Source organism: Rugamonas sp. FW305-51 (genome assembly GCF_058786935.1).
In genome coordinates this window covers 83,637-104,041 of the sequence record NZ_JBYSZG010000011.1, presented here as the reverse complement: position 1 = coordinate 104,041, position 20,405 = coordinate 83,637, and the positions used below count along the sequence as shown (strand labels likewise).

17 protein-coding genes are annotated in these 20,405 nt (G+C 67.2%); 7 read left to right on the top strand and 10 right to left on the bottom strand.

What is annotated here, in order from left to right; translation table 11 throughout:
• Window positions 1–76: 76 nt before the first annotated feature.
• The 5 genes from xylF to AC3WOS_RS10435 all read right to left on the bottom strand — a co-directional run bounded on the left by xylF (window position 77) and on the right by AC3WOS_RS10435 (window position 6,204).
• Entirely contained in the window at window positions 77–1,054 is a 978-nt protein-coding gene (gene xylF / locus AC3WOS_RS10455; RefSeq protein WP_492715907.1) for a D-xylose ABC transporter substrate-binding protein, read from the bottom strand.
• 104 nt (window positions 1,055–1,158) lie between these two features.
• Window positions 1,159–2,994: an IlvD/Edd family dehydratase gene (locus tag AC3WOS_RS10450; RefSeq protein WP_492715867.1), complete on the bottom strand. Its 1,836-nt coding sequence runs from the start codon at window positions 2,992–2,994 to the stop codon at window positions 1,159–1,161.
• A gap of 12 nt (window positions 2,995–3,006) precedes the next feature.
• Entirely contained in the window at window positions 3,007–3,774 is a 768-nt protein-coding gene (gene xylB, locus AC3WOS_RS10445) for a D-xylose 1-dehydrogenase (RefSeq protein ID WP_492715866.1), read from the bottom strand.
• A gap of 139 nt (window positions 3,775–3,913) precedes the next feature.
• Window positions 3,914–5,107, bottom strand: a complete 1,194-nt coding sequence (locus AC3WOS_RS10440) for a fumarylacetoacetate hydrolase family protein (protein ID WP_492715865.1) — start codon at window positions 5,105–5,107, stop codon at window positions 3,914–3,916.
• 167 nt (window positions 5,108–5,274) lie between these two features.
• Window positions 5,275–6,204, bottom strand: coding sequence for a LysR family transcriptional regulator (locus AC3WOS_RS10435; protein ID WP_492715864.1), 930 nt, complete (start codon window positions 6,202–6,204; stop codon window positions 5,275–5,277).
• Window positions 6,205–6,312: 108 nt separating this feature from the next.
• Between AC3WOS_RS10435 and AC3WOS_RS10430 the strand changes: the two genes are divergently transcribed.
• Window positions 6,313–7,320 carry an NAD-dependent epimerase/dehydratase family protein gene (locus AC3WOS_RS10430; protein ID WP_492715906.1) on the top strand — a complete coding sequence of 336 codons (1,008 nt, stop codon included), beginning with the start codon at window positions 6,313–6,315 and terminating at the stop codon, window positions 7,318–7,320.
• A 49-nt stretch (window positions 7,321–7,369) separates the two neighbouring features.
• Here AC3WOS_RS10430 and AC3WOS_RS10425 read toward each other — a convergent pair whose 3' ends face one another.
• From AC3WOS_RS10425 to AC3WOS_RS10415, 3 genes are all read right to left on the bottom strand, one after another.
• Window positions 7,370–7,771, bottom strand: coding sequence for a cupin domain-containing protein (locus AC3WOS_RS10425; protein ID WP_492715863.1), 402 nt, complete (start codon window positions 7,769–7,771; stop codon window positions 7,370–7,372).
• A gap of 83 nt (window positions 7,772–7,854) precedes the next feature.
• Window positions 7,855–8,334, bottom strand: coding sequence for a carboxymuconolactone decarboxylase family protein (locus AC3WOS_RS10420; RefSeq protein WP_492715862.1), 480 nt, complete (start codon window positions 8,332–8,334; stop codon window positions 7,855–7,857).
• 46 nt (window positions 8,335–8,380) lie between these two features.
• Window positions 8,381–9,136: an SDR family oxidoreductase gene (locus AC3WOS_RS10415; protein ID WP_492715861.1), complete on the bottom strand. Its 756-nt coding sequence runs from the start codon at window positions 9,134–9,136 to the stop codon at window positions 8,381–8,383.
• A 166-nt stretch (window positions 9,137–9,302) separates the two neighbouring features.
• Here AC3WOS_RS10415 and AC3WOS_RS10410 point away from each other — a divergent pair, with 166 nt between their 5' ends.
• Entirely contained in the window at window positions 9,303–10,874 is a 1,572-nt protein-coding gene (locus AC3WOS_RS10410) for a winged helix-turn-helix domain-containing tetratricopeptide repeat protein (RefSeq protein ID WP_492715860.1), read from the top strand.
• Between the two features lie 61 nt (window positions 10,875–10,935).
• Here AC3WOS_RS10410 and AC3WOS_RS10405 read toward each other — a convergent pair whose 3' ends face one another.
• Complete coding sequence (locus tag AC3WOS_RS10405; protein ID WP_492715859.1) at window positions 10,936–11,658, bottom strand: TetR family transcriptional regulator; 723 nt, start codon at window positions 11,656–11,658, stop codon at window positions 10,936–10,938.
• Between the two features lie 59 nt (window positions 11,659–11,717).
• The gene (locus AC3WOS_RS10400) at window positions 11,718–13,052 is read right to left on the bottom strand and encodes an amidohydrolase (protein ID WP_492715858.1); all 1,335 of its coding nucleotides are present in this window, start codon (window positions 13,050–13,052) and stop codon (window positions 11,718–11,720) included.
• A gap of 201 nt (window positions 13,053–13,253) precedes the next feature.
• Here AC3WOS_RS10400 and AC3WOS_RS10395 point away from each other — a divergent pair, with 201 nt between their 5' ends.
• From AC3WOS_RS10395 to AC3WOS_RS10375, 5 genes are all read left to right on the top strand, one after another.
• On the top strand, window positions 13,254–14,534 hold the full coding sequence (locus tag AC3WOS_RS10395) for an MFS transporter (RefSeq protein ID WP_492715857.1): 1,281 nt from the start codon (window positions 13,254–13,256) through the stop codon (window positions 14,532–14,534).
• A 199-nt stretch (window positions 14,535–14,733) separates the two neighbouring features.
• Window positions 14,734–16,155 (top strand): DUF1254 domain-containing protein, encoded by a 1,422-nt coding sequence (locus AC3WOS_RS10390; protein ID WP_492715856.1) that lies wholly within the window; start codon window positions 14,734–14,736, stop codon window positions 16,153–16,155.
• Between the two features lie 36 nt (window positions 16,156–16,191).
• Window positions 16,192–17,346 carry a porin gene (locus AC3WOS_RS10385; RefSeq protein ID WP_492715855.1) on the top strand — a complete coding sequence of 385 codons (1,155 nt, stop codon included), beginning with the start codon at window positions 16,192–16,194 and terminating at the stop codon, window positions 17,344–17,346.
• A gap of 73 nt (window positions 17,347–17,419) precedes the next feature.
• Complete coding sequence (locus tag AC3WOS_RS10380) at window positions 17,420–18,970, top strand: methyl-accepting chemotaxis protein (protein WP_492715854.1); 1,551 nt, start codon at window positions 17,420–17,422, stop codon at window positions 18,968–18,970.
• A gap of 50 nt (window positions 18,971–19,020) precedes the next feature.
• On the top strand, window positions 19,021–20,379 hold the full coding sequence (locus AC3WOS_RS10375; RefSeq protein ID WP_492715853.1) for a 3-oxoacyl-ACP reductase: 1,359 nt from the start codon (window positions 19,021–19,023) through the stop codon (window positions 20,377–20,379).
• Window positions 20,380–20,405 lie beyond the last annotated feature (26 nt).

Below are 20,405 nucleotides of genomic sequence, written 5' to 3'. Positions count from 1 at the left end.
GGACGCGGCGACGCGGCGGCGCGACTATGCCGCCGCCGGGCCATCCGGACGAGGGGGAACGGCGCGCCGCGGACGCTTATTGGGCGCTGATCTGGGCCTTGGTGTAGAAGCCGTCGTCCACCAGCAGGTTGATGTTGGCCTTGGTCAGCGGCGTAGGCTTGAGCAGCACGGTGCTGACCTGCTTCAAGCCATTGTCATAGCTCGAGTTGTAGCCCGGCTTTTCGCTGCGCGCCAGTTGCACGGCCAGCTTGGCCGCCTCCGACGCGATGGTCTTCAGCGGTTTGTAGACCGTCATCGCCTGGGTGCCGGCGATGACGCGCTTGACCGCCGCCAGATCCGCATCCTGGCCCGACACGGGCACCTTGCCGCTCAGCTTTTGCGCGGCCAGTGCCTGGATCGCGCCGCCGGCCGTGCCGTCGTTGGAGGCAACGATGGCGTCGATCTTGTTATTGTTGGCCGTGAGCGCGTTCTCGACGATGGACAGCGCCTCCGTGGCGCTCCAGTCCTTGACCCACTGCTGGCCGACGATCTTGATGTCGCCCTTGTCGATAAAGGGCTTCAGCACCTTCATCTGGCCTTCGCGCAGCATCTTGGCGTTGTTGTCGGTCGGCGCACCGCCCAGCAGGTAGTAATTGCCTTTCGGCTGGACCTTCGTCACGCCCTCGGCCTGCATTTCGCCGACCTTTTCATTGTCGAAGGAGATGTAGGCATCGATGTCGGCATTCAGGATCAGGCGGTCGTACGACAGCACCTTGATGCCGGCCTTCTTCGCTTCCTTGACGGTGTTGTTGAGCACCGTGGCGTTGAAGGGCACGATCACCAGCACGTCCACGCCGCGCGAGATCAGGTTCTCGATCTGCGAAATCTGGCGCTGCTCGCTGGCGTCGGCCGACTGCACATACACCTTGGCGCCCAGCTTCTCGGCCGAGGCGATGAAGAAATCGCGGTCGCGCGTCCAGCGCTCGACGCGCAGGTCGTCGATCGAAAAGCCGATCTTGGGATTCTTGGCGTCGGCGCTGGCGCCGCCGCTGGCGCAGGCCATCAGGACGGTCATGGCGGACATGATGGCGGTGCTCAATAACTTGTTCATTGCTTGTCTCCTGGAGGTTTTTATTGACTACGGGTGCTGCGGGTAAAGCGAAAAACGGGTGCGTAAGCTCAATGGTTATGGCGCGGCAGGTGCTGCCCCACCGCGCGGTACTGCAAGGCCAGTTCAAGACAGGCGCCGCTTTCCAGCTGGCCGACCGTGGCGCGGTAGATCTCCTGCCACGGCGTCTGGCTCGGCGGCACCGGCGGCGCCGGCTCGCTGCGGCGGCGGGCCAGTTCGGCCTCGTCGACCAGCATGTCGCAGCGGCCCCGGTTCAGGTCGACGCGGATGATGTCGCCGCTGCGCAGGTAAGCCAGGCCGCCGCCGGCGGCACTCTCGGGCGAAGCGTTCAGGATCGACGGGCTGTCCGAGGTGCCGGACTGGCGGCCGTCGCCCAGCGTCGGCAGGTTCATCACGCCGCGTTTCACCAGCGCGTCCGGCGGCTGCATGTTGACCACCTCGGCCGAGCCGGGCCAGCCGAGCGGGCCGGCGCCGCGCATCACGAGGATGCAGTTTTCATCGATGGCGAGCGCCGGATCGTTGATGCGGGCGTGGTAGTCGGCCGAACCTTCGAACACCACGGCGCGCGCCTCGAACACCCCCTCGCTGCCCGGCGTACTCAGATAACGGGCCCGGAACTGGCCGGAGATGACGCTGGTCTTCATGATGGCGAAATCGAACAGGTTGCCGTGCAGCGCCAGGAAGCCGGCCCGTTCCTGCAACGGCGCCGCGTAGTGGCGCACCATGTCGCGGTCGCCGCTTTCGCGGCCGGCCAGGTTGGCGGCCATGGTCCGGCCGGTGACGGTGGGCCGCTCGGCGCGCAGGCGGCCGGCCTGCAGCAGCTCCCACATCACGGCCGGCACGCCGCCGGCGCGGTGGAAGCGCTCGCCCAGGTATTTGCCGGCCGGCTGCATGTTCAGCAGCAGCGGCACGTGGTAGCCGTATTCCATCCAGTCGTCCGCATGCAGCGCCACGCCGGCGTGGCGGGCCATCGCCATCAGATGCGGCTGGGCGTTGGTGGAGCCGCCGATGGCGGCGTTGACGACGATGGCGTCGAGGAAGGCGTCGCGCGTCAGGATCGCCGACGGGCGCAGGTCGCAGCGCGCCATTTCGACGATGCGCCGTCCTGTCTCGTAGGCGATCTGGCCCCGTTCGCGGTAAGGCGCAGGGATCGCGGCGCAGCCGGTCAGCGACATGCCCAGCACCTCGGCCAGCGCGTTCATGGTGGAGGCCGTGCCCATGGTGTTGCAGTGGCCGGCCGACGGCGCCGAAGCGGCCGCGATGTCCAGGAATTTTTCGCCGTCGATCTCGCCGGCCGCCATCTGGCGCCGGCCCTTCCAGATCGCGGCGCCGGAGCCGACCAGTTCACCATCGAGCCAGCCGTCGAGCATGGGGCCACCCGACAGCACGATGGCGGGAATGTCGACCGTGGCGGCGGCCATCAGTTGGGCCGGGGTGGTCTTGTCGCAGCCGGTGGTGAGCACCACGGCGTCGATCGGATAGCCGTGCAGGATCTCGACCAGGCCGAGATAGGACAGGTTGCGGTCCAGCGCGGCCGTCGGACGGCGGCAGTTCTCGAAGATGGGATGGAGCGGGAATTCCATCGGAATGCCGCCCGCGTCGCGGATGCCGTCGCGCACCCGTTTAGCCAGCTCCAGATGGATGCGGTTGCAGGGACTGAGGTCGCTGCCGCTCTGGGCGATGCCGATGACGGGCCGGCCCGAACGCAGCTCCGCCGCCGTGACGCCGTAGTTCATGAACCGTTCCAGGTACAGCGCCGTCAGGTCGATATGCTCGGGATTGTCGAACCAGTCCTGTGAGCGGTAGCGCCGCGGCGCGGCCGGGCCGGTGGCCGTGGTCCGGTTGCCGTCCTGGCCGGCGTGCGTCGTTTGGTCTTTGTCCTGCATCATCGCTGTCCTCTATGCGCCGTACCAGCCGGCATCGACGAAGTAATTGCGGCCGGTGCAGCGGGCGGCATTGTCCGAGGCGAGAAACAGCGCCAGCGCCGCCACGTCTTCCGGTTCGACCCGCTGCGGCAGGCACTGGCCGGCCAGGATCAGCTGCTCGGCTTCCGGTGTGTGCCACAACTCGGTCTGGCGCGGCGTGCGCACCGCGCCCGGGATGATGCAGTTGACGCGGATGTTGTGTACGCCCAGGTCGCGCGCCAGGCCGTGGGTGAGGCCCTCGATGCCGGCTTTGGCCGTCATGTACAGCGCCAGCCGCGCTTGCGCCAGGTGCCAGGAGATCGAGCCCAGGTTCAGGATGGCGCCACCGCCGGCCCGCTGCATGCCCGGCGCCACGGCCTGCGCGCAAAAGAACTGGTGGCGCAGGTTGACGGCCATGCGCTCGTCCCAATAGGCCGGCGTGACGTCGGCGATCTGGTGGCGGTCGTCGTTGGCGGCGTTGTTGATCAACACATCGATAGTGCCGACGTCGCGTTCGATGGCGGCGAAGGTGGCGGCCAGCTCGTCGAGGTCCATCAGGTTGCAGTGCAAGAAACGCGGCGCGCAGGCGGCATCGGCCAGGCGGGAGGCCAACGCGCGCGAGGGCGCGTCGGCGATGTCGAGGAAGACCACCTCGGCGCCCTGCGCGACGAAGGCTTCGACGATGGCCGAACCGATACCGGTGCCGCCACCGGTAATGACGACGCGCTTGCGCGCCAGGCTGGGGTAACTAGCGTAAATCATTGCTCTCTTTCGTGACAGGTGATGTGCTGGTATTTGTGCTGGTATTTGTGCTGGCTTTTGTGCTGGCTCTTGTGTCGGCACTTTTGCGGACGTATTTGCTGGCGTATTTGCTGGCGTATTTGCCGGCTTATTTGCCCCGTTACTGGCAAACGGAGAGCGCCAGGCCGCGCCGCGCCAGGCTGCCGTACAGCGCACGAACGCCATCGGTCCATGGCGCGATGGCGTCGCTGCGCTGCACATGGTTGACCAGTGCGCCCAGCGACGCAGTGGCGATGGTGACCCGGTCGCCAAGGTGGTGGGTGAAACCGGCGCCGCTGGCGGCGCGGTCCTGGATCGGCGAGAACATGGTGCCGAGGAAGAGCATAAAACCATCCGGATATTGATGATGGCGCCCCATAACCTGGCGCACCAGGTCGAGCGGATCGCGGCTGATCTCGCGCATGAAGCTGGCGCCCTCGAGACGGAAATCGTCGTCGGCGCCTTCGATCACCAGGCTCACTTCGGCGGCACGTATGGTGTCGAGCGTGAAGGTATCGTCGAACAGGCGGATGAAGGGGCCGATCGCGCAGGAACCGTTGTTGTCCTTGGCCTTGCCGAGCAACAGCGCGCTGCGGCCCTCGATGTCGCGCAGGTTGACGTCGTTGCCCAGCGTGGCGCCCAGCACGCGGCCGGCGCTGCTCACTGCCAGCACGATTTCCGGCTCCGGATTGTTCCATTGCGAATCCGGATGCAGGCCGACGTCGGCGCCACAACCCACCGCCGACATCGGCTGCGACTTGGTGAACACTTCGGCGTCCACGCCTATGCCCACTTCCATGTACTGCGACCAGGCGCCGCGCCGCTGCAGTTCGCGCTTCAATTGCAGCGCGGCGTCCGAACCGGGGCGCAGCGCCGACAGGTCCGCTCCCAGCGTCTGCTGCAGGGCGGCGCGCAACGCGGCGGCGCGGGCCGCATCGCCGCCGGCCTGTTCCTCGATGACGCGTTCGAGCAGGCTGACGGCAAATGTCACGCCGCAAGCCTTGATCGCCTGCAGATCGCAAGGCGCCAGCAAGCGTGACGCGCCGGGTTCAGGCTGCGCCGCCAGGGCATCGTCGAGCAGCGCCAGCACCGGGCCGAGCGCCTCACCGGGGGCGTGGCGGGCCAGCGCCAGCGGGTCCGGGCTGTCGAGCAGATCGGACATGGTGGGCACCGCTGCCGTGATGTCGAACACCTCGCCGCCGCGTACCGCGACCACGCAGGGGCCCTGCACCGGGCCGCCGCGCCAGATGCGTCCGACGAGGACGGCGTCGTGCGCATCGGTGGGGAGCAAGGCGGCGGCAGAGAGTTTTTTCATCGTCATCCCGGTAGGCAGATAAAAGGTAAAGTAAGCGCGCTGTATGCACGGACCGGAACGATTCTGCCCGCGGGGCGGGGGTGCCGCAATTATGAAATTCACCAATCGGCGTCATGATTATTGGCGACCTGCGGGCCATGACGAGGGCGGCCGAAGGCACCCGAAGACTAATTCCGCTGAACGAGACGACGAGGACCTGATCCTGATGGACCTGCGACGCAAGCCGACAGCCCCTCGGCCAGCGCGGCAAAGGTCACCGCGCAGCGCGGGCTGTCGCGCAGGTCTTCATGCATGGCCAGCCAGGTATCGAGTTCGATGGCAAAGGCCTTGGGCAGCAGGCGCACCAGCTGGCCGTCGCGCGCCGCCAGCGCGGCCTGGCACACGCCAATGCCGTAGCCGGCCCGGATCGCGGCCAGCTGCGCCAGGTCGCTGTCGGTGCGCATGGCGAAGCGCGAGCGCGCCATGATGGGGAACTGCTTGCGCAGCCGGCGCAGGTAGTCAGTCTCGTGGTCGTAGCCGATCAGGCTATGCGCAGCCAGCTCGTCCAGGCTGGCCGGCACGCCGTGCCGGTCCAGATAATCGCGCCGCGCGTGCAGCCCCAGTTCCACCGTACCGATGCGGCGCGCCACCAGCGCCTCCTGGGCCGGGCGCACCATGCGCACGGCGATGTCGGCTTCGCGCAGCAGCAGGTCGTCGAGCCGGTTCGACAGCTTCAACTCTATCGTCAGCGCCGGATGGTCGGCGCGCAGCCGGGCCAGGATGGGCGGCAGCACTTCCACGCCGATCACTTCGCTGGCCGTGATGCGCACGGCGCCGCGCACGCCTTCGCCCTGCCCGCTGGCCACCCGGCGCAACGCGGCGGCCGTGGCGGCCAGCGATTGCGCATACGGTTCCAGTTGCAGCGCCGCTTCCGTGGGCGCGAAGCCGTCGTGCGAGCGGGTGAACAGCGTCAGGCCGAGCGCCGTCTCCAGCGCCTCGATGTGGCGCCCCACCGTTGGTTGCGTCAGCCCCAATGCTCGGGCGGCGCCGGACAGCGAGCCCTCCACCAGCACGCCGAGGAAGGAACGGTACCACTGCCAGTCCGGTTCGATCTGCATCTTCGCCATCCATTCAAAAATGTATGGCAGCCATTCTATTCCAGACGATTTCGTTTTGAGCGGCAAAGCCTGAAAATGCAGTCACTTTCTCATCACCGCAAGGAGACGATCATGCAACAGCAACGCACAGCACTCATCCTCGGCGCCACCGGCGGCATCGGCGGCGCATTGGCGCGCCGGCTGCACCAGGCCGGCTGGCACATCAAGGCCCTGCACCGTGATGCCGCCGCCCGCCAGGCGCAGGCCGGCCAGTACGAATGGATACAGGGCGACGCCATGCAGGCCGGCGACGTGCTGCGGGCCGCCGCCGGCGCCGCGCTGATCGTCCACGCCGTCAACCCGCCCGGTTATCGCCACTGGCAGCAGCTGGTGCTGCCCATGCTGGACCACACCATCGCCGCCGCCCGCCACAGCGGCGCGCGCATCGTCCTGCCGGGCACCGTGTACAACTACGGCCCGGACGCCTTTCCCGACATCGGCGTCGAGGCACCCCAGCGGCCATTGACCCGCAAGGGTACGCTGCGGGCGGAGATGGAGCGGCGGCTGGAACAGGCGGCCACCGACGGCGTGCGCAGCCTGATCGTGCGCGCCGGCGACTTCTTCGGCCCCGGCGCCGCCAACAACTGGTTCTCGCAGGCGCTGGTGCGGCCCGGCCAGCCGGTGAAGGTGGTGAACAATCCCGGCCGCGCCGGCATCGGCCACCAGTGGGCCTACCTGCCGGACGTGGCCGAAACCATGTGCCGCCTGCTGGAGAGGGAACACCGGCTGGACGATTTCGCCCGCTTCCATATGGAGGGGCACTGGGATGCGGACGGCACGCAGATGGCGGCAGCGGTCGCGCGAGTCGCCGCGGCGGCAGGCGGGTGCAAGGTGCGCGTCAACCCGCTGGCCTGGTGGCTGTTGGCGGCGCTGGCGCCGTTCGTGACGACCTTGCGTGAAATGCGGGAGATGCGCTATTTGTGGCAGCAGCCGCTGCGGCTGGACAACCGCGCCTTGTTGGCAGTGCTGGGTAGCGAGCCCCATACGCCGCTGGACGCGGCGGTGGGCGCCACGCTGGCGGGGCTGGGGTGCCTGGGCGGCGCGGCCGCGGACGGCATCACGCTGCGCCAGGCGTGAGCCGCTGGCTGTGCCCAGCCAAGGGGCCAGCAATGCCCAGGCGCAGCGGTCAAGGCACCGGTGTCAGGATCGGCGCGCCGTGGCTCTTCAACAGCATCACCAGAAACTTCGCCGGTTTGGTCTGGCTGGCGTTGCGTCCGACCGTGTGGATATCGTTCGGGCCTTCGTAAAAGGTCTGGCCTGGCGTCAGTGTGACGGTTTTGCCACCGCGCACGCCCATCACGATCGATCCTTCCAGCACGTAGATGAAGCCGTGCGCATCGTGCCGGTGCACAGGGTCTACCGCGCCCGGCGGATACTCCACCGTGAAGACCAGCGCCTCCTTGCCAGGATAGTCGGCCAGCGCCTTGGCCATCAGCGGCGTCACGTGCGCCTCCGGCGCCACCTGCTGCGCGCCGGCGCTGGCGGCGAACAGCAGCAGCGGTATGGTAAAGGTTCGGATAATGTTCATTGCTTGTTCCTCGTTATCGGATCGCCATCGCGATCTTGAGTGAATGCGGCGCGGCGTCTGTGCGCCACCGCGCCGCGGCCGGGTCAGGCCAGGCCGGCCTTGTCGACGCCGAATGCCTTGTCATACGTGCCCGGTACCAGCCGGAAGCCCACGTTGATGCGATTCCAGGCATTGATCGACATCACCAGGTAGGTCAGGTCGGACAGTTCCTGCTCGGACAGTTGCGCGCGAACACGGTCATAGACGTCATCGGGCACGCCCTGGGCGGGAATCTGGGTCAGGATCTCGGTCCACGCCAGCGCCGCGCGCTCACGCGGACTGAACAGCGGCGACTCGCGCCAGATGGCGATATGATGCAGCCGCAGCGGCCGCTCGCCATGCATGGTCGCTTCCTTGACGTGCATGTCGACGCAGAAGGCGCAGCCATTGATCTGCGACGCCCTGATGTCGACCAGATCGCGGATCGTTTCCTCGATGCTGGAATTCCTGATGGCAAGACTAAACTCGACGAACTTCTTGAAGAGCTCGGGAGATTGCTTTTGGTAATCGATGCGTTGGTTCATGATGACTCCTCGGTGTCGTTGGCAAGTGAAGCTAGGATTGGTCGGCTCAGCCTTGCGCCGAAGAGCGGCTGAGCCAGTTTTGGAAACGTGTGGGGCCGATGTGCGCGTCGTCCTGTGCCACCAGCGATTGATCGGTCAACTCGCTGCCGAAATAGCGCGCATGCACATCGGCAATCACCTGCCGCCGGTCGCCGCGTGCGGCAAGAAACTTGCGTGCCAGGTCGTCCAGCGGAAAGCGATCCGGTCCGCCCACCTCGAGCGTGCCGTTCACCGGCGCCGCCACCGCCAGATCGGCCAGCACGGCGGAAACGTCATCCGCGGCGATGGGCTGGATGAGGGCGGGCGACAGGCGTATCGTGCCGCCGTCGGCACCGGCATTGACAATGCCTTCCACGAATTCGAAGAACTGGGTCGCGCGCAGGATGGTATAGGGAATCCTTGCCGCCTTGATCAGCTTTTCCTGGGCCACTTTGGCCCGGAAATAGCCGCTCTCGGGCAGACGATCCGTGCCAACTATCGAGAGCGCGACGTGATGCTCTACGCCGGCATCAGCTTCGGCCGCCAGCAGATTGCGGCCCGACGTTTCGAAAAATTCCAATACGGCCCGGTCCTCAAACGAGGGCGAGTTGGCCACGTCGACGACGACCTGCGCGCCTGCCAGTGCCGCCGCCAGCCCTTCGCCGGTGAGGGTGTTGACGCCCGTACTGGGCGATGCCGCCACCACCGCATGGCCATTCAGGCGCAGCCTGCCTGCCACGTTCGCGCCAATCAGCCCGCTACCGCCTATCACGACTATCTTCATTTTCCCCTCCTCAACGTTGAACTTCTCTACTACGATGATTGATGTCTGTAGTATATTTGCGCGTTTTCCGGAAGACCTCGCATACACCTTGGCTTTTCATTGCATTTAGCTTGGCTATTTGTCCAGGAATCCAAGTCGCTGCCAGGAACGAAACGAGGAGTTCTGCATGCAATTGGTGTTTGACGACTGTGTACTCGACCTGGATCGGCGCGAGCTGCTGCGGGCCTCGCAGGTCGTGGCGACCGCGCCCAAGGTATTCGACCTGCTGGTCTATCTGATGGAGAACCGCGACCGCGTCGTCAGCAGGGACGACCTGGTCAATACCATATGGGCCGGCCGTATCGTCTCGGAGTCGACCCTGGCCAGCCACATGAACGCCGTGCGCAAGGCAGTCGGCGACAGCGGCCAGCAGCAGCGCGTGATACGCACCATCGCCCGCAAGGGATTCCGGTTCGCCCTGGACGTCACCGAAGGCACGCCAGTGGCTGACGCGCCCCCTGCCGCCCAGCCGGTTCGCGCCCCGGCCGCCGCGCCGCCCCTGCCCGCCAAGCCGTCCATTGCCGTGCTGCCGTTCGTGAACCTGAGCGGGATGCCAGAACAGGACTACCTGGCCGACGGCGTGGTCGAGGACATCATCGCGGCGCTGTCGCAATGTCGCTGGCTGTTCGTCGTCGCGCGGAACTCAAGCTTTACCTACAAGGCCCGCGCCGTGGACGTGAAGCAGGTCAGCCGTGAGCTCGGGGTGCGCTATGTGCTGGAGGGCAGTTGGCGCAAGGCAAAAAATCGCGTGCGCATCACGGTGCAGCTGATCGATGCCACCACCGGGGCGCTGCACTGGGCGGGCCGTTTCGAGGGCGTGCTGGGCGACATCTTTGCACTGCAGGACCAGATTACCGCGAACGTCGTGGGCGCCATCGCGCCAGAACTGGAGCGGGCCGAGATCGAACGTGCGCGCCACAAGCCGACGGAAAACCTCGACGCCTACGATTACTACCTGCGCGGCATGGCCAAGTTGCATCATGGCACCAGGGAGACCATCGGCCAGGCGCTGCCGCTGTTCCACCAGGCCATCGAGCTCGATCCGGAGTTCGCCTCGGCCTACGCAATGGCGGCCTGGTGTCACTGCTGGCGCAAGATCAATCGCTGGATGATCGATGCGCCACGGGAAATCGCGGAAGGGGTCCGCCTGGCGCGCCGTGCCGTGGAACTGGACAAGGGCGATGCGGTGGCGCTCACCCGGGCCGGCCATGCGCTGGCCCACCTTGCCAATGACCTGCAGGGCGGCATCGCATTGCTGGACCGGGCACGCCTGCTCAATCCGAATCTGGCCGGCGCCTGGTTCCTGGGCGCATTCCTCAGAATCTTTTGCGGCCAAACCGAGACCGCCATCGAGCACCTGGCGCTGGCCATGCGTCTGAGTCCGCTCGACCCGGAGCTGTACAGAATGCAGGCGGGCATGGCGCTCGCCCATCTCTTTACGGGGCAATTTGATGCTGCGTCGTCCTGGGCAGAGCAAGCGATACGGGAATTGCCGGCTTTTCTGCCGGCGTTGGCCATTCTGGCGGCAGGCCAGGCGCTGGCCGGACGGCTGGCCGAAGCACAGCGCACAATGGCTCACTTGCGCCAGTTCGACCCGGCGTTATGCATACACCATGTCGCAGACTGGTTGCCAATCCGTCAACCGGCGCATCTTGCCACGCTGGCGGAGGGACTACGCAAGGCAGGGCTGCCGGAATAACATGCCATATGCGTCGAACCACCTGGCGAATCGTAAGGGCGAGTGGCCAGCACTGACCAGCTCAGGCGTTCTTGCAGGCGGCGCTGACCACCCCCATCACGCCGGCAGTGCAAAAATCGATCAGATTGTTTAGCGCCTTGTCCGATAGGTACTCCCGCCCTTCCTGCTGCAGCGCGCGCACAATGGAGAAAATCACGGTCTCCTGCAAATAGTTCAGGCGCATTTGCATGACGCTGCGGGGCACGTGTGGCAGCGCGGCAGCGATCAATCGATTGGTGCGGGCGATGGCGCTGGTCACCGTTGGATCAATGATATCCGGCGAGCGCAGCGCCGGGCTCAGCATCGTTTGCGCCAGGATCTTGACATAGTGCCGTCCCCAAGGCTCGTGGCGTATTACCTCCCCCAACGGCCGGATCGCGGCCGTTAGGATGGCATGCACGTCGCCGCCCTGGCCCCGTTGTTCGAGGCGATCCAGGTAGCGGTGGCGGATCTGGTTTACATGCGACAGCCGCATAATCAACAGTTGAGTCACTATATCGGCGCGCGAACCGAAGTGGTAGTTCAAGGCCGAGCGGTTGCGTTGGCCGCTCTCTTCCACAATGCGATTGAGCGTGACGCTTTCCACGCCGGACTCGGCGAACAGACGCTCCGCCACCTCCAACAGCAGCATGACGGTAGGCCGCGCGTGCGCGGCGATCTGCCGGTCATCGTCATGTTCGGCGCTGACATGAGCGGCACGGGATGGAGCGGCTTTGACTCTTGGCACAGTGGGCTGGCTTTCCATGGCAATTGCGGCAAATGGCGGATTATACGGCAGTATGCCCCCGCGCCGGCTTGGCGACGCTACCGCGCGCCGCGCCGCCGGTCCGCCAGATAGTCGAGCGCCAGCAGCGCCAGGCTGCGCACCCCGACCGGCAGTGCCGTTTCATCAAGGTCGAAGGTCGGCGAATGGTTAGGGCCGACTGTCGCGTTGGCCGGCTTTCCACCCAGCATGAAAAACAGGCCCGGCGCGACTTTCTGATATTCGGAGAAGTCTTCCGAACCGCTGACGCGCGGAATCGCCGCCACTTGGCCGCCGGCGGCATAGCGCAGGGTGGGCAGCATCGCCGCCGTCAATGGCGCCGGGTTGTCGGTCACGCTGTAAGTCGGTTCAAAGTCAACCCGCCCCTGCGCATTGTTGGCGGCTGCCGTTCCCTGCACAATGGCGACGATACGTTGCACGGCCCTGGCCCGCATCGCCTCATCGTAGGTGCGCAGGGTGCCCGTCATTTCCACCTTGTCGGGCACGATGTTGTGCCGCGTGCCACCGTTGATGGCACCGATGCTGAACACAACGGGTTCACGGGTGATGTCCAAGGAACGGCTAATGACGGTTTGCAGCGCACCGACCATCTGCGCGGCAGTCACTATGGGGTCGATGCCCAACCACGGCGCGGCGCCATGGCTCTGCTTGCCGATCACCGTGATGTGGACCGTGTCGGCGCCCGCCAACGTGGGGCCACTGCGCCATCCTATGGTGCCGGCGGGCAGCGCTGCCGCCATGTGCAGGGCAAAGACGGCGTCGACCCGCGGATGATCCATGACACCAGCCGCCACCATGGCCTTTGCGCCCCATGCCGCCTCGCCCGGCGGCGCCGAGTAGCCCTCCTCGGCCGGTTGGAAGATGAATTTGACGGTTCCGTGTATCTGACTCTTCATGCCGGCCAGCGCCTCGGCCACGCCCATCAAGATGGCCGTGTGCGCATCGTGGCCGCAGGCGTGCATTACCGGGCTGTCGCGGCCCATGTTCTTCGCCGTTACCGTGGAGGCGAATGGCAGGCCGGTCGCCTCCTGGACAGGCAGCGCGTCCATGTCGGCCCGCAACGCCACGACCTTGCCCGGCAGGTCGCCGCTCAGCACACCGACCACGCCGTTGCCGCCGACGCCGGTGCTGACGGCCATGCCCAGCGCGCGTAAATGCCCGGCCACCAGCCCGGCCGTGCGCACTTCCTGTCCGGACAGTTCCGGATGCTGATGGATGTCGCGCCGCCATGCCACCACCTTGGGCGCCACTTGCCTCACGCGCTGCTCCAGCAACTGCGCCACGCCATCGTCGGCCGGCGTCTGCGCGGCCACGGCCCCCAGCAGCGCGGCTAGCAGCACAGGAGGAACGGCGTTGAAACTCAAGGGTATGGGCATCGGGTAGTCTCCATTGAACTGGTTGCACGTGTGGCGAAACCGGCGGCACGGAAGGCGTAGACTGGCACATCCGGTTGGCGGCGGCATGCAGGGCATCCCCCATTTAATACTGTATATTAACACCATAATTGGCACCCCATAGACGCCGCCGCACGTTTTTTCCAGCCCGTGGCGGGGCGCACCCACCGGACCGGAGACAACATGACTTCCCCCCAGAATCGCCCGCGCGACATACAGGCGTTGCTGAACCAGGCGACATGGCGCTATGTGCCATTGTTGTTCCTTGCCTACGTCGTGGCCATCGTCGACCGCGCCAACGCCGGCTTTGCCAAGCTGCAAATGCAACAGGCGCTGCAGTTCTCCGACGTGGTGTACGGTCTGGGCGCCGGTGCGTTTTCGGTCGGCTATTTCCTGTTCGAAGTGCCGTCCAACATGCTGCTGGCGCGTGTCGGCGCGCGCAGATGGATCGCCCGCATTCTGATACTGTGGGGGCCGATAGCCGCCGCCACCGCCTGGGTCCGCACGCCCACCCAGTTCTACTTGCTGCGCTTCCTGCTCGGCGTGGGTGAGGCGGGCCTGTTCCCGGGTATCGTGCTGTTGCTGACCTATTGGTTTCCAGCCGCGCGCCGTACCCGCCATTTCGCACTGGTGATGCTGGGGATGCCGGTCGCCGGCGTGCTGATCGGTCCGCTGTCGGCGGCCATCGTCCTGGGCTGTCATGGCCGGGCCGGACTGGCCGGCTGGCAGTGGCTGTTCATCCTGCAGGGCTTGCCGGCGTCGTTGCTGGGCCTGGCGGTGCTGGCGTGGCTGGACGACCGCCCCGCCAACGCCCGCTGGCTCACCGTCGCCGAGCGCACACTGCTGCAGCGCGAGCTCGGCGCTTCCGCCGCGCCGCTGCCGCCGTGGCGGGCCGAACTACGGCAGGCACTGGTGCAACCGGGCCTGCGGCCGCCCACCCTGACGCTCGCTTGCCTGGTGGCCTCGGCCGGCGCCTTCGCCACCTGGGGGCCGCAACTGCTCGCAGATCTGCTGGCCACGGGCATGCGCGGCGTCGGCGCCGCTTACGCGTCGATGTTCTTGCTTGGAACGTTATCCATGCTGGCGTTCGGGACGCTGGCCGACCACGGCCGCCGCGACACCATTCTGGTGGCGCTCATGGGCACCAGCGCAGCGGCATTCTTCGCGGCAGCCATCGGCGCAGGCCATGGCGCGCTGACCGTCGTCGCGGTGGCAGTCGGCGTAGCCGGTCTGCTGTCGAGCTTTCCGTTGTTCTGGGGCTGCGTCACGCCGCGCCTGCCGCCCGGCGCGGCGGCCGCCAGCATCGCCCTGGTCAATTCGCTGGGCAACCTGGGCGGCGCGGCGGGGCCGGCGTTGCTGGGACCGATCAAGCAGTACGGCGGCCCCCCCGCGACGCTCGCCGCACTTGGCCTGTACCTGGCGCTGGGCGCGGTCTGCGCACGCGCGCTCCGGCGCCGTCCTTGAGCGCCGGCTCTTGGGCCGCGCGGCCCATTCCGCCTGCCGTCGCGCCCGGCGTATCTCCCCAACAACAGCACATCGTCCCCATCGCGGCACCGGCCCCCGGTACGGGCATGGCCGACCGCGCGAATTCGGCTTGACCTAATACAGTGTATTAAACTAATATCGGACGTACGATAATACAACGTATTAATAGGAGACCGACATGGATGGAACACCGATGGCGCAACGACGGTTCTGGCTCAAATCCCTGCTGGCGGCCGGCGCCGGCGCCATGCTGCCAGGCTGCTCCGCACTGGGGGCGCTGGCGCCGGACGAAGAGGAACAGAGCTACCAGCTCGGCTGCCTGGCCTACATGTACGGCTTCCCCCTGGCGTATTTCGCGCGCATGCGCTACGCCCGCATGATGGTGGGCGACCCTGTGACGGGCCAACGCGCGCGTTGGGGCGAATGGCAGCACCGCGACGGCGTGGTGACGCCGCAGGTGTCGGGCGCGCCGCAAACCGATACGCTGTATTCAACGGCCTGGCTGGAGCTGGGCACGGAACCTTACATCCTGCGGCTACCGGCGCTGCCGGAGCGCTACTGGAGCGTGCAGTGCTGCGACCTGTTCGGCACCACCTTCGCGATGCTGAACCACCGCAACAGCCGCGACGGCGGCGCCGTGGCATTGGTCGGGCCGGACTGGCACGGCCAGCTTCCGCCTGACGTGGGACGCGTGTACCGGGCCCGCATGCGGCAAGCGTTCCTGGTGATGCGCATCTATTTCTCCAGCGAATCGGATCTGCCACGCGCCAGCGCCGTGCAACCGCGCTTCACGCTGGCGCCGCTGTCGGTCCACCTGACCGGCCAGCCGTGGCACGGCGTCGCCTCCACCCTATGGAAACCGCCCGCCGCGGCCGGCGACGCCCTGGCCGACTTCAAGACCATGCAGCTGATGTGGCAGGAATGCCCGCCGCCGGAGGACGACGGACCGCTGCTGCAGCGCCTGGCCCGCCTGGGCCTGGCGCCCGGCGTGGTCGACGGTTTTGCCGGCCTGTCGCCGGCCGCCCGGCGCGGCCTGCAACGGGCCGAAGCCGATTCGCGCAAGGCGCTGCTGGCATTGACCCACAATTTCCCCGGGGTGCGCACCGCAAACGGCTGGATACGGCCGCGCGCCAGCATCGGCACCTATGCCGACAAGGACTACCACTACCGCGCCTCGGTGGCGCTGATTGGCACGGTCGCCACCCCGGTCGACGAGAACGTCTATTACGTAGGCCAGCGAGATGCCGAAGGCGTGGCCTACAGCGGCGACCGGCGCTACGAACTGTATTTCGCGCCCGGCCAGCTGCCCGATTGCGACGCGTTCTGGTCACTGCACGCCTACCGCTACCAGGGCTACACCGTGATCCCCAATCCGATCCGGCGCTACGCCATCAGCGCCCGCACGCCCGGCCTGCGTTTTGACGCCGATGGCGGCTTGCGGGTGTATGTCCAGGCCGCCGATCCGGGCGGCGCCAACAGCGCCAATTGGTTGCCGGTCATGCCAGGCACGGGCTTTTTCCTGGTCACCCGCGGCTACGAGCCGAAGGGATCGCTCAAGGACTTGAGTTGGCAAGGTCCGCTGGTCACCCGGCTGGCCTGAATCGCACTATAACAACCACAACGGAGAACCTAAACAATGCAATTCCATAATTCGGGCATCGCCCTGGCCGTGCTGGCCACCCTGGCAGGCGGCGCCGCGGCGCAATCGCAGCTGACCGTCTTCGGCAGCTTCGACGCCGCGGTCCGCCACCAGACCAATACCGCGCCGACCAACGCGGCCGGTTCGCAAATCAGCGGCACGCCCCAGGGCACCCTCAATTCGCTGGAGGGCAAGAGCGTCGCCAACGCCAGCCGGCTCGGGTTCAAGGGCACGGAAGAGCTGGGCGATGGCAACCAAGCCCACTTCCTGCTCGAGAGCGGCTTCGACGGCGACACCGGCATGCAAAATGACGCCAACTCCCTGTTCAACCGCCAACTGTATGTGGGCCTGCGCGGGCCATGGGGCAATCTCGATCTGGGCCGCCAGTACAGCGCGTCCTACAAGACGCTGGTGGCCTACGATCCGTTCTCCGGCGCCTACCAGATCACCTCGGTGGCCGCCCCCGGTTCGGGCAACGTCGGCGGCTGCTTCCCCGTCACCGCCGGCTGCGTGCGCTTCAACAACGACGCGCAGTACACCAAGGTGGTGGGCGGCCTGACCGTGCGGGCCGAGGTGGCGCTGGGCGAGACGGCCGGCGACAGCCGCACCGGCACCAGCAAGACGCTGGGCGCCGTCTACGTGATGGGGCCGTTGACCGTGGGCGCGGCCTATATGCGCCAGGACACGCCGGCCGTCCCCACGACCGCCACCTATCCGGGCACCCCGGCCAACGCGGCACGCAGCAACTACACCGTGGGAGCGGCGTACGCGCAAGGCGGGCTGCGCTTCGCGGCTGGCCGGGTGCTTGACCGTACCGCCACCATCGGCGGCGACAGCACGTTCGAACAAACCTGGGCCGGCGCCAGCTGGCTGGCGCTGCCACAAGTCAAGCTGACGGGCGCCTGGTATCACCACGCCTTGCGGGGGCCGGCCGGCACCGGCGCCGGCGCCGTGCGCGTGACGGGGCCGGACGGGCGTGCCGGCTGGGACGTGCAGCTGCTGGAGGCACGCTACCTGCTGTCGCGTCGCACCAGCGTCTACGCCACCATCGGTCACCAGAAGTGGAGCAAGGGTATCCAGTTCCTGCCCACCGCCGCCAACGGCGGCGTGACCCAGAACAGCCTGTACCTGGGCATCTCCCACCAGTTCTAGTCTCCGACTGGTTTTCGGGAGAGGGAACGACGCAGGCGCGAAGTTCCCTCTCCGTTTTTTTGCGAGATACGGCATGAAGCATTTCTTGAATTTGAAGATCGGCAGCAAGCTGCTGGCCGCGTTCGCGGTCGTGCTGCTGCTGACGGCGCTGACCGGCGCGTTCGCCATCGTCGAACTGGCGCAGGTGGATCAGGCCGCGGGCGAACTTGGGGGCCGCTGGATGCCCAACAGCCACGCGGCCAACGCGCTGCGCTTCGACCTGGTCCGGCTGCGCACGTCGATGCTGCAACACCTGCTGGCCAATGGCGACGCGGACAAGCGCAAGTGGCTGGGCATCATCGGCACGGCGCGCCAGGCGGTGCGCAAGGATATCGACAGCTACCGCGCGGTGGCGCTGACCGACACGGAATTGACACTGATCGGCGAGCTGGAGCATGACTGGAACGACATGGTGGCCCTGGACGGCCCGGTGCTGGAAGCGTCGGGCCACGACCGCACGGACGAGGCGCGGGCGCTACTGATCGGCAAGTCGGCGCAGACCGCGATCGCCATTGCCGCGAATGCCGAAAAGCTGGGTCGTTTCAATTCCAGCGGCGGACTGGCGGCGCGTGAACACGGCGCCCAAACCTATATGCGGGCCCGCAACTGGATCATGGCCGTGGTCGCGGCCTGTATTTTGCTCGGCGTGGCGCTGGCGCTATGGATGGCGCGCCTGGTGGCGCGCCCGCTCAACGTTGCTGTCGACATCGCCAGGACGGTGGCGGCGGGCGACTTGCGTAGCCGGATCGCGGCCGGCGCGGCCGACGAAACGGGACAGTTGATGCGCGCCCTGGGCGACATGAACCGCAGCCTGTCGGCCATCGTCGCCGAAGTGCGCAGCGGGACCGACGCCATGGCGCTGGCGGCCGGGGAAATCGCCACCGGCAACGCCGACCTGTCGGCCCGCACGGAAGCCCAGGCCAGCGCGCTGGAGCAGACCGCCGCTTCGATGGAGGAACTGACCGGCACCGTGCGCCAGAATGCCGAGCATGCGCACCAGGCCAGCGCGCTGGCCAGTTCCGCCGCCGGTGTGGCCGGGCGCGGCGGCGGCGTGGTGCGGCGCGTGGTGCAGACCATGGGGGAGATCCACGCCTCGTCCAGGCAGGTGGTGGAAATCATCGGCGTGATCGACGGCATCGCCTTCCAGACCAACATCCTGGCGCTCAACGCGGCGGTCGAAGCGGCGCGTGCCGGCGAACAGGGCCGCGGCTTTGCCGTGGTGGCCAGCGAAGTACGCAACCTGGCGCAACGCTCGGCCAGCGCGGCGCGCGACATCAAGCTGCTGATACAGGCCTCGGTGGGCCGGATCGACGCGGGCAGCCAGTTGGCCGACGAAGCCGGCGCCACCATGGAAGAGATCGTGAGCAGCGTGCAGCGCGTCAGCGATATCATGACGTCGATCACCATCGCCACCAACGAGCAGGCCAACGGCATCGAACAGGTCAACCAGGCCATCGGACAGATGGACGAGGTCACGCAGCAGAACGCGGCGCTGGTGGAGCAAGCGGCGGCGGCCGCGCAGTCCATGCAGGACCAGGCCGGCGCGTTGCGGCGGGCGGTCAGCGCATTCCAGCTGGCCGGTTAGCCCGAGCGCGGGAGCAAGACCAGTCCACCACCAACGAACTTGAGAAATGTATGTCCGACCTATTGATGAAGTTGCACCGCAGTCACCTCACCTCCCGCCTCGTCAAGGCGTTGGGCCTGCCCAATCCCGTCGTGCTGGCGCGGTCCGACGGCGGCTATGTTACGCGACCGTTTGACGGCAAGCCCGCCCTGCTGTGCCGCGGCGTCGGCGGCTACGGGGCCGACGCCCTGCGCCGCGGCCTGGCCGCAGCCGGGGCCGCCGTCATGGAACGGCCGCCGGCCGACGCCGCGTGGCGTCCGGAACTGGTGGCGATGGATGCCACGGGCTGCGCCTCGCCCACCGATGCCCGTGCGCTGTACGACGCGTTCCATCCCATCCTGCGGCGCATCGCCCGCAACGGCCGGGTACTGCTGCTGGCCGCCAGTGCGGCCGAATGCGCCACGCCGGCCGCGGCAGCCGTCAGCCGCGGCATGGAAGGCTTTGTCCGCAGCCTGGCCAAGGAACTGGGACCGCGAGGCGTCACCGTCAACCTGCTGTACCTGGCGCGCGGCGCGCTGGACCGGCTGGACGGGCCGTTGCGCTTTTTCTGCGGCGTGCAATCGACCTACGTGACGGGCCAGGCGCTGCACGTGTCGGCGCAAGTGAGCGCGCCGGCGACCACGCCGTTCCGCAACAGCTTGGCCGGCAAGGTGGCGCTGGTCACGGGCGCGGCCCGCGGCATCGGCCTGGCCACCGCCGAGCGGTTGACGCAGGAAGGCGCCACCGTGGTGGCGCTGGATGTGCCGGCCGCCGCCGATGAGTTGCAGCGCGTCTGCGCGCAGTTCGGCGGCGTGCCGCTGGCGATGGATATCGCGGCCGACACGGCGCCGGCGGAACTGGCCCATTTCCTGGCCGGGCGCTACGGCGGCGTGGACGTCGTGGTCCATAACGCCGGCATCACGCGCGACAAGACGCTGGCCAACATGCAGGCGCGGCAATGGGACCTGGTCCTGCGGATCAACCTGGCGGCCGTGATGGCGATAGACGCGCAACTGCTGGCCGACGGCATCGTCAGACGGGACGGGCGCATCGTCTGCCTGTCCTCCGTCAGCGGCGTGGCCGGCAACTTCGGCCAGACCAACTACGCCACCAGCAAGGCCGCACTGATCGGCTACGTGGCCGCCCAGGCGCCCCTGTTGGCGCCGCGCGGCATCTGCATCAACGCCGTCGCGCCCGGCTTTATCGAAACGGCGATGACCGGGCAGATGCCGTTCCTGCCGCGCGAACTGGGGCGGCGTTTGAATTCACTCAAACAAGGCGGCCTGCCGCGCGACGTTGCCGAGCTGATCGTGTTCATGAGCGGCCCGGCCGCGTCCGGTATCAGCGGCAACACGGTGCGGGTTTGCGGCCAGGGCTTGCTCGGCGCTTGACGGCGGTCCCGCCTGGCGGGGCGACG

Bases quoted from the DNA above. Each gene is read 5' to 3' on its own strand.
- AC3WOS_RS10400 (WP_492715858.1), bottom strand. From the start codon at position 13,052: ATGCCCATACCCTTGAGTTTCAACGCCGTTCCTCCTGTGCTGCTAGCC.
- xylB (WP_492715866.1), bottom strand. From the start codon at position 3,774: ATGATTTACGCTAGTTACCCCAGCCTGGCGCGCAAGCGCGTCGTCATT.
- AC3WOS_RS10405 (WP_492715859.1), bottom strand. From the start codon at position 11,658: ATGGAAAGCCAGCCCACTGTGCCAAGAGTCAAAGCCGCTCCATCCCGT.
- AC3WOS_RS10440 (WP_492715865.1), bottom strand. From the start codon at position 5,107: ATGAAAAAACTCTCTGCCGCCGCCTTGCTCCCCACCGATGCGCACGAC.
- AC3WOS_RS10380 (WP_492715854.1), top strand. From the start codon at position 17,420: ATGAAGCATTTCTTGAATTTGAAGATCGGCAGCAAGCTGCTGGCCGCG.
- AC3WOS_RS10425 (WP_492715863.1), bottom strand. From the start codon at position 7,771: ATGAACATTATCCGAACCTTTACCATACCGCTGCTGCTGTTCGCCGCC.
- AC3WOS_RS10390 (WP_492715856.1), top strand. From the start codon at position 14,734: ATGGATGGAACACCGATGGCGCAACGACGGTTCTGGCTCAAATCCCTG.
- AC3WOS_RS10375 (WP_492715853.1), top strand. From the start codon at position 19,021: ATGTCCGACCTATTGATGAAGTTGCACCGCAGTCACCTCACCTCCCGC.
- AC3WOS_RS10385 (WP_492715855.1), top strand. From the start codon at position 16,192: ATGCAATTCCATAATTCGGGCATCGCCCTGGCCGTGCTGGCCACCCTG.
- AC3WOS_RS10435 (WP_492715864.1), bottom strand. From the start codon at position 6,204: ATGCAGATCGAACCGGACTGGCAGTGGTACCGTTCCTTCCTCGGCGTG.
- AC3WOS_RS10420 (WP_492715862.1), bottom strand. From the start codon at position 8,334: ATGAACCAACGCATCGATTACCAAAAGCAATCTCCCGAGCTCTTCAAG.
- AC3WOS_RS10395 (WP_492715857.1), top strand. From the start codon at position 13,254: ATGACTTCCCCCCAGAATCGCCCGCGCGACATACAGGCGTTGCTGAAC.
- AC3WOS_RS10410 (WP_492715860.1), top strand. From the start codon at position 9,303: ATGCAATTGGTGTTTGACGACTGTGTACTCGACCTGGATCGGCGCGAG.
- AC3WOS_RS10450 (WP_492715867.1), bottom strand. From the start codon at position 2,994: ATGCAGGACAAAGACCAAACGACGCACGCCGGCCAGGACGGCAACCGG.
- AC3WOS_RS10415 (WP_492715861.1), bottom strand. From the start codon at position 9,136: ATGAAGATAGTCGTGATAGGCGGTAGCGGGCTGATTGGCGCGAACGTG.
- xylF (WP_492715907.1), bottom strand. From the start codon at position 1,054: ATGACCGTCCTGATGGCCTGCGCCAGCGGCGGCGCCAGCGCCGACGCC.